This is a genomic window from Microbacterium sp. 4-7 (genome assembly GCF_014332665.1).
Taxonomy (GTDB): Bacteria; Actinomycetota; Actinomycetes; order Actinomycetales; family Microbacteriaceae; genus Microbacterium.
The window spans coordinates 188237-203862 of record NZ_MCRH01000004.1 but is presented as its reverse complement, the minus strand read 5'-3'; the positions used below and the strand labels follow the sequence as shown (position 1 = coordinate 203862).

At 68.3% G+C, this 15626-nt stretch carries 13 protein-coding genes; 7 read left to right on the top strand and 6 right to left on the bottom strand.

Features of this window, described 5'->3' with window-relative positions; translation table 11 throughout:
- Window positions 1-10 precede the first annotated feature (10 nt).
- The gene (locus BEP68_RS08035) at window positions 11-2452 is read right to left on the bottom strand and encodes a DNA topoisomerase (ATP-hydrolyzing) subunit A (protein WP_082297818.1); all 2442 of its coding nucleotides are present in this window, start codon (window positions 2450-2452) and stop codon (window positions 11-13) included.
- Window positions 2453-2511: 59 nt separating this feature from the next.
- On the opposite strand from BEP68_RS08035, the gene BEP68_RS08030 reads away from it, so the two are divergent.
- Window positions 2512-3633 (top strand): alkaline phosphatase family protein, encoded by a 1122-nt coding sequence (locus BEP68_RS08030; RefSeq protein WP_187249682.1) that lies wholly within the window; start codon window positions 2512-2514, stop codon window positions 3631-3633.
- Between the two features lie 27 nt (window positions 3634-3660).
- Here the strand turns inward: BEP68_RS08030 and sepH are convergent, their stop codons facing one another.
- Window positions 3661-4695 carry a septation protein SepH gene (gene sepH, locus BEP68_RS08025; protein WP_187249681.1) on the bottom strand — a complete coding sequence of 345 codons (1035 nt, stop codon included), beginning with the start codon at window positions 4693-4695 and terminating at the stop codon, window positions 3661-3663.
- Window positions 4696-4891: 196 nt separating this feature from the next.
- On the opposite strand from sepH, the gene BEP68_RS08020 reads away from it, so the two are divergent.
- On the top strand, window positions 4892-5185 hold the full coding sequence (locus tag BEP68_RS08020) for a DUF4193 domain-containing protein (protein WP_042540214.1): 294 nt from the start codon (window positions 4892-4894) through the stop codon (window positions 5183-5185).
- 114 nt (window positions 5186-5299) lie between these two features.
- Here BEP68_RS08020 and BEP68_RS08015 read toward each other — a convergent pair whose 3' ends face one another.
- Entirely contained in the window at window positions 5300-5764 is a 465-nt protein-coding gene (locus BEP68_RS08015) for a DUF3093 domain-containing protein (RefSeq protein WP_187249680.1), read from the bottom strand.
- A gap of 12 nt (window positions 5765-5776) precedes the next feature.
- On the opposite strand from BEP68_RS08015, the gene dut reads away from it, so the two are divergent.
- The 5 genes from dut to dxs all read left to right on the top strand — a co-directional run bounded on the left by dut (window position 5777) and on the right by dxs (window position 12661).
- The gene (gene dut, locus BEP68_RS08010) at window positions 5777-6250 is read left to right on the top strand and encodes a dUTP diphosphatase (protein WP_056278807.1); all 474 of its coding nucleotides are present in this window, start codon (window positions 5777-5779) and stop codon (window positions 6248-6250) included.
- Complete coding sequence (locus BEP68_RS08005) at window positions 6243-6830, top strand: DUF3710 domain-containing protein (RefSeq protein WP_056278806.1); 588 nt, start codon at window positions 6243-6245, stop codon at window positions 6828-6830. Before dut ends, BEP68_RS08005 begins: the two co-directional genes overlap by 8 nt.
- Window positions 6827-7561, top strand: a complete 735-nt coding sequence (locus BEP68_RS08000) for a DUF3159 domain-containing protein (protein WP_056278805.1) — start codon at window positions 6827-6829, stop codon at window positions 7559-7561. The genes BEP68_RS08005 and BEP68_RS08000 overlap by 4 nt, the downstream gene beginning before the upstream one ends.
- Before the next feature lie 108 nt (window positions 7562-7669).
- Window positions 7670-10552, top strand: a complete 2883-nt coding sequence (locus BEP68_RS07995) for an aconitate hydratase (protein ID WP_187249679.1) — start codon at window positions 7670-7672, stop codon at window positions 10550-10552.
- A gap of 168 nt (window positions 10553-10720) precedes the next feature.
- The gene (dxs, locus tag BEP68_RS07990; RefSeq protein WP_187249678.1) at window positions 10721-12661 is read left to right on the top strand and encodes a 1-deoxy-D-xylulose-5-phosphate synthase; all 1941 of its coding nucleotides are present in this window, start codon (window positions 10721-10723) and stop codon (window positions 12659-12661) included.
- Window positions 12662-12718: 57 nt separating this feature from the next.
- Here dxs and BEP68_RS07985 read toward each other — a convergent pair whose 3' ends face one another.
- The 3 genes from BEP68_RS07985 to BEP68_RS07975 all read right to left on the bottom strand — a co-directional run bounded on the left by BEP68_RS07985 (window position 12719) and on the right by BEP68_RS07975 (window position 15606).
- The gene (locus BEP68_RS07985; RefSeq protein ID WP_053096235.1) at window positions 12719-13414 is read right to left on the bottom strand and encodes an SPFH domain-containing protein; all 696 of its coding nucleotides are present in this window, start codon (window positions 13412-13414) and stop codon (window positions 12719-12721) included.
- A gap of 141 nt (window positions 13415-13555) precedes the next feature.
- The gene (locus tag BEP68_RS07980) at window positions 13556-15001 is read right to left on the bottom strand and encodes a glycerol-3-phosphate dehydrogenase/oxidase (protein ID WP_187249677.1); all 1446 of its coding nucleotides are present in this window, start codon (window positions 14999-15001) and stop codon (window positions 13556-13558) included.
- Window positions 14998-15606: a TetR/AcrR family transcriptional regulator gene (locus BEP68_RS07975; RefSeq protein ID WP_261987776.1), complete on the bottom strand. Its 609-nt coding sequence runs from the start codon at window positions 15604-15606 to the stop codon at window positions 14998-15000. Before BEP68_RS07975 ends, BEP68_RS07980 begins: the two co-directional genes overlap by 4 nt.
- Window positions 15607-15626 lie beyond the last annotated feature (20 nt).

Sequence of the window (15626 nt, the reverse complement as noted above, 5' to 3'; positions counted from 1 at the left end):
GGAACAGCGCTCAGACCAGAGTGCGGCCGATGCTCCCGATCACGCCGTCCACCGGCTGACCCGATGCGTCGCGTCGTGCGCCGGGTTCGGGGAGCTTGCGCACCGCACCCGTCGGATCGACGGCCTGCGCCGGGCTCGGCCCGACCCAGGCGACCATGAGGCGGTCCTCGCCCTTCAGGAAGGCGTGGGCACGGACTCCGCCGGTCGCTCGGCCCTTCGAGGGATACTCCGCGAACGAGGTCACCTTGGCACGTCCCGGTTCGGTACCGGGCAGGCTGCTGTCGGAACCGGAGACCGTGGCGACGACGGCATCGGCATCCGGAGTGACAGCGCCGAAGAACAGCACGGACGCGCCGGCCCCCAGCTTCATGCCCGCCATACCGCCGGCCGGTGCTCCCTGCGGGCGCACGGCTGAGGCCGAGAAGCGCAGCAGCTGGGCATCCGTGGTCACGAACACGAGGTCTGCGTCATCCTGAGCCTCGACAGCACCCACGACCGTGTCGCCGGGCTTCATGCCGATGACCTCGAGGTCGGGACGCACGGGGAGCGTGGAGGGAACGATCCGCTTGACTGTGCCCTGGGCCGTGCCCAGGGCGATCGGGACGTCGCTGTCGAAGCGCACGAACGCGAGGATCCGCTCTCCGCGGGTGGTGATCCCGAGGTAGTCGCGCAGCGGCGCGCCTGCCGCGAGCTGCACGGAAGACGACGGTACCGACGGCAGATCGACGGGGGAGAAGCGCAGCACGCGCCCTTCCGTCGTCAGTGCACCGATCTCCGCGCGCACCGTCGTGTCGACGGTGGTCAGGATCGCGTCGTGCTTGCTCCGTCGGGCCGGCAGCGTGAGCTCCTGCCCCTCGGCGAGGTCCACGCGCACGGCGCGTCCGGTCGTCGACAGCACGAGCACGGTGGGAGCATCGGCGATCTGCAGGTCGACGGCCCCCTTCGTCGCGCGCGGCTTCGGGGGCGCGGCGTTCATCAGGAGCGTACGGCGAGGAGTGCCGTAGGCCTCGGCTGCGGCATCCAACTCCTGTGCGACCACTGCGCGCAGCAGGGCCTCGCTCGACAGGAGATCGCGGAGTCTGGCGATCTCGGCGAGCAGCGCGTCGCGCTCGGTCTCGAGCTCGATGCGCGAGAACTTCGTCAGACGCCGCAGGCGCAGCTCGAGGATGTACTCCGCCTGCAGTTCGCTGAGGTCGAAGACGGACCGCAGTCGTGCGCGCGCCTGCTCGGAGTCGTCGGAGGAGCGGATGACCTGGATGACCTCGTCGATGTCGAGGATCGCGATCAGGAGCCCCTCGACGAGGTGCAGACGCTCTTCGCGGCGAGCGAGGCGATAGCGGCTGCGGCGCGTGATGACCTCGAGCCGGTGCGCGACATAGACCCGCAGCATCTCCTTGAGCCCGAGGGTGCGCGGCTGGCCGTCGACCAGAGCCACATTGTTGATGCTGAAGGAATCCTCGAGAGGCGTGAGTCGGTAGAGCTGCTCGAGGACGGCGTTGGGGTCGAACCCGGTCTTGATGCCGATTGCGACGCGCAGGCCGTGGTTGCGGTCGGTGAGGTCGGTCACGTCGCTGATGCCCTGCAGCTTCTTCGACTGGACGGCGTCACGGATCTTCTCGATCAGTCGCTCCGGCCCGACCATGTACGGCAGCTCGGATACGACGATGCCGGTGCGCCGCGGGCCGAGTGGCTCGACCGACACCTTGCCGCGCACCTTCAATGCGCCGCGTCCGGTCGCGTATGCGTCCTTGACTCCGTCGAGACCCATCAGGATGCCGCCCGAGGGGAAGTCCGGTCCGGGGACGAACTCCATGAGCTCTTCGGTCGTCGCGTCGGGATTCTCGAGCAGGTGGGTGGCGGCGGCGACGACCTCGATCAGGTTGTGCGGTGCCATGTTGGTCGCCATGCCGACGGCGATACCGCTCGCTCCGTTGACGAGCAGGTTCGGGAAAGCTGCGGGCAGCACGGACGGCTGCTGGAACTGGCCGTCGTAGTTCGGGATGAAATCGACGACGTCCTCGTCGAGGTTCTCGGTGAGCGCCATCGCGGGGGAGGCGAGACGCGCCTCGGTGTAGCGCGCAGCCGCGGGACCGTCGTCGAGCGAGCCGAAGTTGCCGTGTCCGTCGACCAGCGGCACGCGCAGCGCCCACTCCTGGGCGAGGCGCACGAGGGCGTCGTAGATCGCCGAGTCGCCGTGCGGGTGCAGCTTTCCCATGACCTCGCCCACGACGCGGGCGCTCTTGACGTGACCGCGGTCGGGACGGAGGCCCATCTCGGCCATCTGATACAGGATTCGTCGCTGCACGGGCTTCAGGCCGTCGCGAGCGTCGGGCAGAGCCCGCGAGTAGATCACCGAGTAGGCGTACTCGAGGAAGGAACCCTGCATCTCTGTCTCGAGATCGATGTCCTGGATACGCTCAGGGGCGAGCTCGGCAGGCGGGGTCTTCGGCATGGGCATCCTGAATGGTGCGAGGCTGAGGGCGTACGGGAGCCTGTGTCAGACTGGCTCGGATGTCCCTCATTCTACCGTCCGAGTCGCCGGCAGCCCGGAGCGTCGTCGGGGTGGCGGACGACGTGTTCGCCGCTCTGCGCGGTGAGTCCGCGACCCTGCCGCGGGCCGAGTCCGTCGTCCTCGTGCTCATCGACGGCCTCGGCGCCATCAGTCTGCGCGCCCATGCCGGCCACGCCAGAGCGCTCACCGCCGGCATGGCGAAGAAGGATGTCGCCCATTCGGTCTTCCCGTCGACCACCGCGGCGGCTCTCACCAGCATCCTCACGGGCACATGGCCCGGCCAGCATGGACTGGTCGGCTACCGGGTCCTCGATCCCGACAGGGACGTGCTGGTCAACCAGCTCACGGGCTGGGAATCGGAAGGTCTCGATCCGGCGACGTGGCAGGCGGCTCCGACGGTCTTCGAGCGCGCCAGGTCAGAGGGTCGTCTGACCTTCGCCGTCGGCGTCGCGGCGTACGCGGGGAGCGGGTTCACCCGTGCGACGCTGCGCGGTGCCGACTTCGTCGCCGCCCAGACACCCGCCGAGCGAGTGGAGGCCGCATACGACCTCGCGGAGCGCCACCCGGGCTCGCTCGTCTACTGCTACCTGCCCGAGGCCGATAAGGCGGGGCACAGATACGGCCTCGACTCCGTGCACTGGATCGCCGCGCTCGAGGAGATCGACGCCGCGCTCTCACGACGTGTGCCGCCGGGTATCGGTGTGCTCGTGACGTCGGACCACGGCATGCTCGACGTGCCGGCGCACCGGCAGATCGTTCTCGAGGCAGAGCATCTCGAGGGAGTTCGCCATCTCGGTGGGGAACCGCGGATGCTGCACGTCTATGTCGAACCGGATGCCGACGCATCTGCGGTCGCCGAGCGGTGGTTTCGTGACCTCGACGGCGTCGCTGATGTCGGAACCCGGGATCAGGCGATCGCGGCGGGGTTGTTCGGCCCGGAGGTGACCGAGGCGGCGTCGTCGCGGATCGGCGATGTCCTCGTCGTGGCCCGGGGCAACGGTGCCGTCTACGACGGCACGGCTGCAGACCAGCGCGGCCGTGGAATGATCGGGCAGCACGGGGGACTGACTCCGGAAGAGCGTCAGGTTCCGCTGCTCAGGTTCGGAGCCTTCGCGCGCTGAGTCCTCGCACTCGTGCCGGGTGCCGGTCTACTCGTCGGTGCGTGCCCCGAAGACGATCTCGTCCCACGACGGCATCGCGTTTCGGCGTCGACGGCGACCGTTGCCCTCGTTCGCGGGCTCCGGTGCGGGCTCCGGCTCGTCACTCTCCGCAGGAACGCTCTCGAAGGCGTCGAACAGTGCGATCGGACTCTGGTCCGTGTTCTCCTCGTCTGGCTCGTCGAGGATCGGTGCGGTCTCGCGCTGACCGCGCCGGCGTCGCAACGCCTCGAGCAGGTCGGCGGTCTCGGGGCTCGTCGTCGCGGACTCCGGCGCGCGCTTGATCGCGGCATCCTGCGCCGCTGCCATCGAGCGTTCGGGGGCGATGCTGTCGTCGACCTCGGCTTCGGGCGCCGGGAGCAGACGTGGCCCGAATGCGCCGGAGTCGAAACGGCTGTCGTCCTTGTAGGGCGATGCCTGCCGCTCGGCCTCGACGGCGCGCAGTCGCGGGATGAGTCCGTCGGGCAGTGAGCCCTGGCGAGACAGCTGGGTCGCGTCGGCGTTGAGCGGTGCGAGGGCGCTGCGGCGGGGGTCGAAGCTCCAGCGAGCGTCGTGCTCGACCTCGTTGGCGGTGAACTCGAGCTTGATGATCCAGCCGGTCTCGTCCTTCCAGCTCGCCCAGCGCTCGGCAGAGGCCTCGACCTCTGACAGCTTGGCTCGGATCGCGGTGCCGAAAGTCGGCTGAGCGTCGGGCTCGACATCGCTGCCGATCAGGACGGGTACGGCGAGCGCCTGGCCGATGACGTGCTCGCGCTCGGCGAGAACGGGTCCTTCGAAGCGGATGACGTCGTCGACGCCGATGCCGAGGAGGGCCGCGACCTCGGGCGCCGTGAGGCCGGCGCGGATCTGAGCCTGGATGTCGCGCGGGCTCGCCGCGAGACGCTGAGCAGCCGGCTCGCTCTGTCGCGTCGCCCGACGGATCTCTCGGTGCAGGACGTCGTCGATGGGCAGCGCGAACCGCTCGCCCGACTCGGTCGCGAGTACGAGCAGTCCTGCTTCTGTGCCGACGATGGTGACGTTTTCCATGCGAATGCCCCTCTGATGGGTGTGCGTTCATGGTGTCACGCGGGGCCGCTCAGAACCGGGAATAGTCTGGGCGTGCCGTGAGTTTGGTCTGTCGCAGCCGCGGGCATTTGCTTATTCCTCCGCGGTCATGCAAACTATGGCCGCCGATTACCCCGACGGCGCACCACCCACTCGCATGAAAGTGGAGATTTACCACATGGCAACCGACTACGACGCTCCCCGCAAGAGTGAAGACGACTCCGAGTCGATCGAAGCCCTCAAGGAGCGTGTGCCGGACAAGCTCTCCGGCTCATCGGGAGACGAAGACGCGGACAACCCGTCCAGCTTCGACCTCCCGGGAGCGGATCTCTCCGACCTCGAGCTCGATGTCGTCGTGCTGCCCGCGCAGCAGGACGAGTTCACCTGCATGAACTGCTTCCTCGTGAAGCACCGTTCTCAGCTCGACCACGAGGGCGCATCCGGCCCCATCTGCAAGGAGTGCGCCGCCTGAGCGCACCATAGAGCGAGATCTCACGCGCCCCCGACCTCTTGGTCAGGGGCGCGTCGTCTTTCCGGCGTTGAGCGGCGTGATCGATCCCGCAGCGGGCTCCGGCGGGCGGCGTGGTCAGCGCTGGGCGGCGACGATCGCGGCGGCCAGCCGATCGGGCGTGCGCGACGAGATGGTCCAGGTGTCGACGGGATCGTCGGGGTCGATGTTCGGAACGACGACGATGCCGTCTACCCCGCCCCGGATCAGATGCCAGCCTCGCGCCGGAAGCCCCGGTCCTCGAGCCTGGCGCGCCTCTTCGCCGTTCAGCGCCTGTGGTGTGCCGAGGTGTCGGACGTCGATGTGCGCTCGACCGGCCCGCAGCACATCGCCGTCGACCGCGACGGGCGGGGCGAGTGCGAGGAAGGCGATCACGAGGAGAGCCGAGACCGCTGCGCCGACGACCAGGGCGATGGTCGAGCCGACGGGCACGAAGATGAGCGCCACCATGGGGCCCGCCAGAGCGACCGTCACCAGCAGCCACAGGCTGGGGGACAGTCTCTCGCGGTAGTGGATCCGCGCGTCAGGAGCGATGTTCTGCATTAGCCTCGTGGGGTGACTGATTCCGTTGATGTCCCCATTATCGCCTCTGTGGTGCCCGGCTACGCCCACCCCGGTGATGCGGGCGCCGATCTCGTCGCCGCCGAGGCCGTCCACCTGGCACCCGGCGAGCGGGCGCTCGTGGCCACCGGAGTGCGCATCGCCCTGCCCGAGGGATACGCCGCATTCGTGGTGCCGCGCAGCGGGCTCGCGGCCAAGCATGGGATCTCGATCGTCAACTCGCCCGGCACGGTGGATGCCGGCTATCGCGGTGAGATCAAGGTGAGCCTGATCAACACCGACATCCACAGCGCGTACGATGTCGCCGTCGGCGATCGCATCGCGCAACTGATCGTGATGCCCGTGACCCGAGCCGTGTTCATTCCGGTCGAGGAGCTGCCAGAGAGCGTCCGCGGCGAGGGTGGCTTCGGCTCGACGGGCTACCAGGCAGGATCCCATTCCCCTTCGGCAGGACAGACCAATGACTGACAACAACGCGACTCCTTCGAAGTCCGCACCGGACGACCGGGCGACACAGGGCCCGTTCGACGACTCCGAGGCGAACCCCGTCCGGCCCTACATCGATCTCGGCGGCATCAAGATCCTTCCGCGCGAGGGCCTCAACCTTCGGCTCGAGGTCGAAGAGCAGTCCAAGCGCATCGTGGCCGTCGGGCTCGACTACGCCGATTCGTCCCTGCAGGTGCAGCCTTTCGCGGCACCGCGCTCGGGCGGCCTCTGGGACGAGACCCGGGTGCAGCTGCGTGATCAGGTGCGCACCCAGGGCGGCCGGGTCGAGGAGCGCGACGGTCCCCTCGGCAAGGAGCTCCTCGCCGAGGTTCCCGCGGCGGCCAACGAAGGATCCGAGCTGCGCCTCGCGCGCTTCATCGGCATCGACGGGCCCCGCTGGTTCCTTCGTGGGGTCATCGGCGGAGCCGCGGCATCCGATCTCGAAGCGGCCGCCAAGGTCGAGGATCTCTTCCGGTCGATCGTCGTCGTGCGCGGTGGCGCTCCGATGCCGCCGCGCGACCTGATCCCGCTGAAGATGCCCGCGACTCCCGGCTCCGCGTGACCACCCCGGCCCCGGAGCCCGAGCGCGAGCAGAGCGCGTCGGACATCGTCGGCGCGGCTCTCGGCGGCGCCGCTCGCCGAGCGGGTCTCGACCCGAACGAGAGCGGCGCGACGCACCGTGTGGTGTGGTCCGCGATCGGCGGATGGCGCGGCATCCTCGAGTCCGTCCTTCCGAGCCTCGCGTTCGTCATCCTCTTCACCATCCGCCCCGAGCCGCTGATCGTTCCTCTGGGCGTGTCGGTCGGGCTCGCCGCGGTGTTCACCGTCGTGCGGCTGATCCAGAAGTCACCCCCGTCTGCGGCCATCGGCGGTCTCGTGGCCGCCGCAGCCGCGGCTGCGCTCGCGCTGTGGACGGGCCGCGGCGAAGACAACTTCGTCCCCGGTCTCATCACCAACGCCCTCTATGGCACCGGCATGCTGGTGTCGGCGCTGATCGGCTGGTCGCTGATCGGTCTCGCGGTCGGTTTTCTGATGGGGGAGGGCACCGCATGGCGGCGCGACCGTCGCAAGCGTCGTGCCTTCCTGTGGCTCGGCGTGGCCTGGGCCGCTCTGTTCTTCGCACGTCTCGCAGTGCAGTTGCCGCTGTACCTCGCCGGAGACGTCACCGCGCTCGGCACGCTGAAGCTGATCATGGGCCTGCCGCTGTTCGCGCCGCTGATCGCCGTCACCTGGCTCGTCGTGCGCGCGCTGTATCCGCGCGGCGCCGATGCCGACAAGGCCGCTCAGCCGTGATAGATTTATCTTGACATCAAGATAAATTGCAGGCTTTCGCCTGAGGGCTGAGCGGAGCAGACTGGTTAGGTCTGCCTTGCTAGCCGCAGGGGCTCGCTGGCGAGCAAGATGGAGGCGCCTGTCGCTCCCATCCGAATAGAAGGAGACGGATTCGTGTCCACGGTGAACAGCTTCGGTGCCAAGAGCACCCTGACGGTCGGCAGCACCGACTACGAGATCTTCCGCATCGACACGGTGCCCGGTTTCGACAAGCTCCCTTTCAGTCTGAAGGTCCTCCTCGAGAACCTGCTTCGCACCGAGGACGGCGCGAATGTGACCAAGGCGCAGATCGAAGCACTGGGTTCGTGGGATGCCGCGGCTGAGCCGAGCACCGAGATCCAGTTCACGCCGGCCCGTGTGGTCATGCAGGACTTCACCGGTGTTCCCTGCATCGTCGACCTCGCCACCATGCGCGAGGCCGTCACGGCGCTGGGTGGCGACGCGAACAAGATCAACCCGCTCTCGCCCGCCGAGATGGTCATCGACCACTCGGTGATCGCCGACCTCTTCGGTTCCGAGAACGCCCTCGAGCGCAACGTCGAGATCGAGTACGAGCGCAACGGTGAGCGGTACCAGTTCCTTCGCTGGGGCCAGACGGCATTCAGCGACTTCAAGGTCGTTCCCCCCGGAACCGGCATCGTGCACCAGGTGAACATCGAGCACCTGGCCAAGGTCATCTACGACCGTGACGTCGACGGAGTGCTGCGCGCCTACCCCGACACCTGCGTCGGCACCGACTCGCACACCACGATGGTCAACGGCCTGGGTGTGCTCGGGTGGGGCGTCGGCGGCATCGAGGCCGAGGCCGCGATGCTCGGCCAGCCCGTGTCGATGCTCATCCCGCGCGTCGTCGGCTTCAAGCTCTCGGGCGAGATCCCGGCCGGCGTCACGGCCACGGACGTCGTGCTGACGATCACCGACCTGCTGCGCAAGCACGGAGTCGTCGGCAAGTTCGTCGAGTTCTACGGTGAGGGCGTGGCATCCGTGCCGCTGGCCAACCGCGCGACGATCGGCAACATGTCGCCCGAGTTCGGTTCGACGGCGGCGATCTTCCCGATCGACGACGTGACCCTCGACTACCTGCGTCTGACCGGCCGCAGCGACGAGGCCGTCGCGCTGGTCGAGGCGTACGCGAAGACCCAGAAGCTCTGGCACGACGCATCGCAGGAGCCCGTCTTCAGCGAGTACCTCGAGCTCGACCTCGGCACTGTGGTGCCGTCGATCGCCGGCCCGAAGCGCCCGCAGGACCGCATCCTCCTCTCCGAGGCGAAGTCGCAGTTCGAGCAGGACATCCTGGCCTACGCCGCACCGTCGACCTCGGACGACGTCGTCGACCTCGAGTCGAAGCACTCGTTCCCCGCCTCCGACCCGGGCAACGCGCCCGGTGAAGAGGAGCCGCGCACCACCCGGCCCGTGCACATCAACAGCGGCGCACCGGCGAACGCGTCGAAGCCCGTGCCGGTCACCACTCCGTCGGGTGAGAAGTACATCCTCGACAACGGTGCAGTGACCCTCGCGGCGATCACCTCGTGCACCAACACCTCGAACCCCTCGGTGATGATCGCCGCAGGTCTCGTCGCCCGCAAGGCGCTCGAGAAGGGCCTGAAGCAGAAGCCCTGGGTCAAGACCACCCTCGGCCCCGGCTCGAAGGTCGTCACCGACTACTACGAGAAGTCCGGACTCGACAAGGACCTCGAGGGCCTCGGCTTCTACACCGTCGGCTACGGCTGCACCATCTGCATCGGAAACTCGGGTCCGCTGATCGAAGAGGTCTCCGCGGCCATCAACGATCACGACCTCGCCGTGACCGCCGTGCTCTCGGGCAACCGCAACTTCGAGGGCCGCATCAGCCCCGACGTGAAGATGAACTACCTCGCGAGCCCGCCGCTCGTCATCGCCTACGCCCTCGCGGGGTCGATGCACTTCGACTTCGAGAACGATGCGCTCGGCAAGGGATCCGACGGCAACGACGTGTTCCTCAAGGACATCTGGCCGACGCCCGACGAGGTGCAGGAGATCGTCGATTCCTCGATCTCGCGTGAGCAGTTCATCAAGCAGTACGCGACCGTCTTCGACGGTGACGAGCGCTGGCGCAGCCTGCCCACCCCGGACGACGACATCTTCCAGTGGGACGAGAACTCGACGTACGTGCGCAAGGCTCCGTACTTCGACGGCATGACGATGGAGCTCACCCCGGTGCGCGACATCGAGGGCGCCCGCGTCATGGCGACTCTGGGCGACTCGGTCACGACCGACCACATCTCGCCCGCCGGCAACATCAAGCCCGGCACCCCCGCGGCGCAGTACCTCATGGAGCACGGGGTCGACCGCAAGGACTTCAACTCCTTCGGATCGCGTCGCGGCAACCACGAGGTCATGATCCGCGGCACGTTCGCGAACATCCGCCTGAAGAACCTGATGGTCTCGGCTGTCAACGACGGCCAGGTCGTCGAGGGTGGCTACACCCGCGACTTCACGCAGCCCGGTGGACCGCAGTCGTACATCTACGACGCGAGCATGAACTACCACGAGCAGGGCACGCCCCTCGTCATCTTCGGTGGCAAGGAGTACGGTTCGGGATCGTCGCGCGACTGGGCGGCGAAGGGCACGAGCCTCCTCGGCGTCAAGGCGGTCATCACCGAGAGCTTCGAGCGCATCCACCGCTCGAACCTGATCGGAATGGGCGTCGTCCCGCTGCAGTTCCCGGCCGGTGAGAGCTGGGAGTCACTGGGTCTCGACGGCACCGAGATCGTCTCGATCTCCGGTCTCGAGGAGCTCAACAACGGCGTGACCCCGAAGACGGTTCGCGTCACGGCCACGCCGAGCGAGAACTCGCCCGAGGGCAAGCAGGTCGTCGAGTTCGACGCGGTCGTCCGCATCGACACCCCCGGTGAGGCGGATTACTACCGCAACGGCGGCATCCTGCAGTACGTGCTGCGTTCGCTGGTCTGATCGCACGATCGGAAAGGGCTCGGTTCTTCGGAACCGGGCCCTTTCCGCGTCCCGGGGGCGGTGTCAAGGGGGAGTCGCTCTCCGAGCTTTCCCGGGTGCCCGGGGTAGGATCGAGCAGGCGTCCGTACCGGAATCGGCGCCGCGAACGGTGCCTAAGAGGAGGTGCAGATGCCCATTCTTCCGAGCATCTCAGGACCCCGTGACCTCGACTCCCTGTCAGAGGATCAGCTGATCGAACTCGCCGGTGAGATCCGCGAGTTCCTCGTCGAGAACGTGTCGCGCACCGGCGGGCATCTCGGCCCCAACCTCGGTGTCGTCGAGCTCACGATCGCTCTGCACCGCGTCTTCTCGTCGCCCGACGACCCCTTCATCTTCGACACGGGGCACCAGTCCTACGTGCACAAGCTCCTCACCGGTCGCCAGGACTTCTCGTCTCTGCGAGTGCGCGGTGGACTCGCCGGGTATCCCCAGCGCGGCGAGAGCTCTCACGACGTGGTCGAGTCCTCGCACGCGTCGAGCTCGCTCAGCTGGGCCGACGGTGTGTCGCGCGCGCTGACCGCCACGGGGCGAGCCGACCGTCACGTCGTGGCCGTCGTCGGCGATGGAGCACTCACGGGCGGCATGACGTGGGAGGCGCTCAACAACATCTCCGACGACAACGATCGCAACCTCGTGATCGTCGTGAATGACAACGGTCGTTCCTACGCGCCGACCATCGGCGGCATGTCCCGGTTCCTCAACCGGGTGCGCACCGCGGCTGCGTACAAGGAGCTGCACCACAAGTCGGACCGACTCTTCCGTGCGTTCGGTCCGGTCGGCCGCGCGGTGTTCCGCGGGGTGCGCGGCGGCACCCACGGCTTCCTCTCGCGGTTCACGAACAACGAGGCGCTGTACTCGAACCTCGACATCAAGTACCTCGGCCCGGTCGACGGGCACGATCTCCCCGCCCTGCTCGAGACGCTCGAGCTGGCCAAATCGTACGGTGCGCCGGTGATCGTGCACACGATCACCGAGAAGGGCCGCGGCTACCAGCCTGCTCGCGACGATGAGGCCGACCAGTTCCATGCGGTCGGACGCATCGACCCCGCGACCGGCGAGACACTCTCTTCCAGCGGAACGGGCTGGTCCGACGTGTTCTCCGAGTCGCTCGTCGCCATCGGAGAGCGTCGAAGCGATGTCATCGCGATGACCGCAGCGATGCTGCGACCGACCGGTCTCGCGCCGTTCGCCGAGCGCTTCCCCGATCGCGTGTACGACGTGGGCATCGCCGAGCAGCACGCCGTCGCGTCGGCCGCAGGTCTCGCCTTCGGAGGTCTGCACCCCGTCGTCGCGGTCTACGCCACCTTCATGGGGCGCGCCTTCGACCAGGTGCTCATGGACGTCGCTCTGCATCGGGCGGGCGTGACCTTCGTGCTCGACCGCGCCGGCGTCACCGGCCCGGACGGTCCCAGCCACCACGGCATGTGGGATCTCGCGATGCTGCAGATCGTCCCGCACATCCGCATCGCCGCGCCGCGTGACGGAGCCCGGTTGCAGGAGGCCCTCGATGAGGCGGTGCTCGTCGACGATGCGCCGACCGTCATCCGCTTCCCGAAGGGCGACGTCGCGGCGGATCTTCCGGCCATCGAGCGGCTGCACGATGGCGTCGATGTGCTCGCCCGCGGCGAGTCCGAGGATGTCCTGCTCATCGGCATCGGCCCGTTCGCCGCGCTCGCGATGGACGTCGCAGAGCGTCTGCGCGCTCAGGGCATCGGCGCCACGGTGATCGATCCCCGCTGGGCCATCCCGGTGCAGCCCTCGATCGTGAGCATGGCAGCTCGTCATCGTCTGGTCATCACCATCGAAGACGGCATCCGCGTCGGCGGCATCGGCACGCGTGTCCGGCAGGTGCTTCGCGAGGCGGGCATCGACACCGCCGTCGACGAGCTGGGGCTTCCTGACGAGTTCATCGATCACGCGTCGAGGGACCAGATCCTCGCCGACGCCGGTCTCACCGCATCGAAGATCGCGCAGGACGTCGTGTCGCAGGTGCTCGGGACTCGGATCCCCGTCGCTCGGGATGCGGGCACGAGCGGGACGGTCGATCTGCCGCTGCACGAACGCCGCTGACCGGCGTCGCCACCGCGTGACGGCGGATGACGGTCACAGACCGTTCGACCGCTGCGATCAGTTGAGAGCGTGGAGTGCGGCGACCGCCTGCGCCCCACGATCGGTGTCCCGGAGCGCGGCCGAGAGCAGATAGCCGTCGGTGAGCGCGTCACCGGTGACCATGACGCGTACCAGCTCGACGCCGCATGCCCGACGCACCTCGTCGGCGCTGGCCGCGATCACGCGGGTGTTGATCTCGTCGTTGTGGGGCAGCTCCGCGCCCTCGAGGCCGCGGATGACGTCGCGCAGTGCGGCGCCCACGATGTTCGAGGCCCGTTCTTTAACGTTCACGACGTCGAGTTCGAACACTCGGAGATCTCGTCCGGTCGGGATCGGTCGCCACTCGAACGACGCGTGCACCCGGTGCTGATGGCCGCTCGCCCCGGTCATCTCGCGCGCGGGCAGATCCGTCGCCCTGCAGCGCACATCGATCAGTCGATACCAGTAGAACAGGGGGAACGCGCCATGCGACCCCGGATCGAGGACCACGACTTCGCCGACCGCTCCGCCACGTGAGGTGGGGCGCCGTTGCGGGCGGTTCCGGATGATCGGCTTGCCGTTCCGGGTGCGGATCGCAGCCCACCCCTCATCGACCGTGACGATGAAGATCTTCAGCAGCGCCGGCACGACCAGCAGGATCGTGAGGATCGCCGTGCCGGTCTTGAAGAGCCCCGACATTCCCTTGCCGCCCAACATCGAGAGGAGCATGTCCATGCCACCACTGTGCCCCCTCGATCGCGTTCGGAGCGCTCTCTGAGCGGCGCTGGCGAAGGTGTTCATTCGCTGTTCCGTGCTCGTTACCCGGTGTGCCGTGACGCGGATACGGTTGGCGGCGGTCGCGCGGATGCGGCGTCGTCAGGAGAACGTGGCGAGGATCTCGGCGACCTCGGATTCGACGAACGCCCTCTGCCGCTCCCGGTCGTCGTCGACGAGGCCGAGCCGGGTGCGGCGATCGAGGACGTCGTCGGCGGTCATCGCGCCCTCCGCGCGGACGGCGAAGTCGATGGTCGCTGGGGAGATGTGCCCCCGGCCCCCGCTGTCCTCGGCCCTCATCGCGGAGTCGGTGAGGCGGAGGGATGCCGTGCGGCTGACGCCGGCGTCGAGCCCCGCCGATGCCACGGCGAGGTCGACCGCATCCTCCGCCATCCGCCGGTAGGTGGTCAGCTTGCCTCCGAGGACGTTGACGAAGCCGCGCTCGGACACGCTGACCAGATGCCGACGGGAGATGTCCGCCGTCGACGCCGCACCGGTGTCGACGAGCGGCCGCAGGCCCGCGAACGATCCCCTGACCTGCGTGCGCGTGATCGGGACGGTCAGTACTCGGTTGAGGTTCGCGAGCAGGAACTCGATCTCGCCCTCGGTCGGCTCGGGGACCCGCGGAACAGGGCCCGGCGCATCTTCGTCAGTGAGTCCGACGATCACGCGGCCGTGCTGCTGCGGCAGCGCGAACACAAAGCGGCTGATCGACCCCTCATGCGGAATGGTCAGTGCCGAGGACGGATCGCCGAGATCCGCGGCATCCAGCACGATGTGCGTTCCGCGGCTGGGCCGCACGGTGATCGACTCGTCGAGGCTTCCGGCCCAGACGCCGGTGGCATTGACGACGGATCGGGCGCGCATGTCCAGACGCTCGCCCGTCAGCACGTCTTCGGCGGTCGCGCCGTCGACGCGCAGCTCGAGCGCTCGGACGCGGGTGAGGACGCGGGCGCCCAGACTGGCGGCTGTCCTGGCGACGGTCACGACCAGGCGGGCGTCGTCGATCAGCTGCCCGTCGTAGGAGAGCATCCCTCCGCGCAGCCCAGCTCCGGCGAGCGACGGGAAGAGCCGCTGTGCCGTACGCGCCGAGACGAGACGCGGCGGGGGGAGGAACCGGCGCGGCGTGCCCGCTCGCATCCGCAGCAGATCACCCAGGGCCATCCCGACCGCGCCGGCTGCGCGCTGGCGGGCCGTCAGCCCTGTCGTGAAGGGCAGCAGCTGCGGGAGAGAGCGAATGAGGTGCGGCGCGATCCTGGTCATCAGCAGGTGACGCTCGAATGCGCTCTCCTTCGCCGTGGCCACATCGCCGGTGGCGAGATAACGGAGTCCACCGTGCACCAGTTTCGAGCTGAATCGGCTGGTGCCGAACGCGAGGTCCTCGCCTTCGAGAAGAGTGACGCTCAGACCCCGCGAGGCGGCGTCGAGCGCGACACCGACCCCCGTGATGCCTCCGCCGATCACCAGAAGGTCGACGGTCTGCTCCGCGGCCAGGGAGAGCTCTGCGGCCCGACGCGCGACGTTGAGGTCGGGGGAGTGCGCGGTCATGGCCGCAGGAGCCCGTCGAGGGCTGCTCGCAGCTCGCGCTCCCAAGACTCCTCGGAGAGGAGCTCCGACACCGTTCCGTGCGAGAGCACGGCCGACTGCGCGATGAGCAGCAGCATGACGGCAACCTCGTCGGGATCGCCGTGCCTCACCGATCCTCCCTGCTGCGCCGCACCGATCGCGGTCGCCAGCCACCTCAGGATGAGTCTCTGGCTCGAACCCACACGCTGCAGCGTGTAGCGGGTGAACGCCTCCGGTTCATCGGCGAGAAGCCGTCCGTACACGTCGTCGGCGCGGAAGAGGGTGGAGAAGCGGAGAACATCGTCGACGAGTCCGTGTCGGCTGGTCGCGTGCGTGGGGAACTGCGCGAGGATCACCGCGACTCTGCGCAGGAGCGCTGAGCGGACGACATCGTCGGCGTCGTTCCAGCTGCGGTAGATCGTCGGCCGGCTGTGCCCCGCGCGCCGAGCGAGCTCTGCGATCGTGACGCCATTCACGCCTCGTCGACCGATCAGCGCATCGGCGGCGTCGAGGATGCGCGACTGCGTGGCATCCCACTCCGGAGCGCGATCGGACATCGCGTCGAGCACCAGTTGACGTTCTTCCATGATCTGTCACACTGTAACGC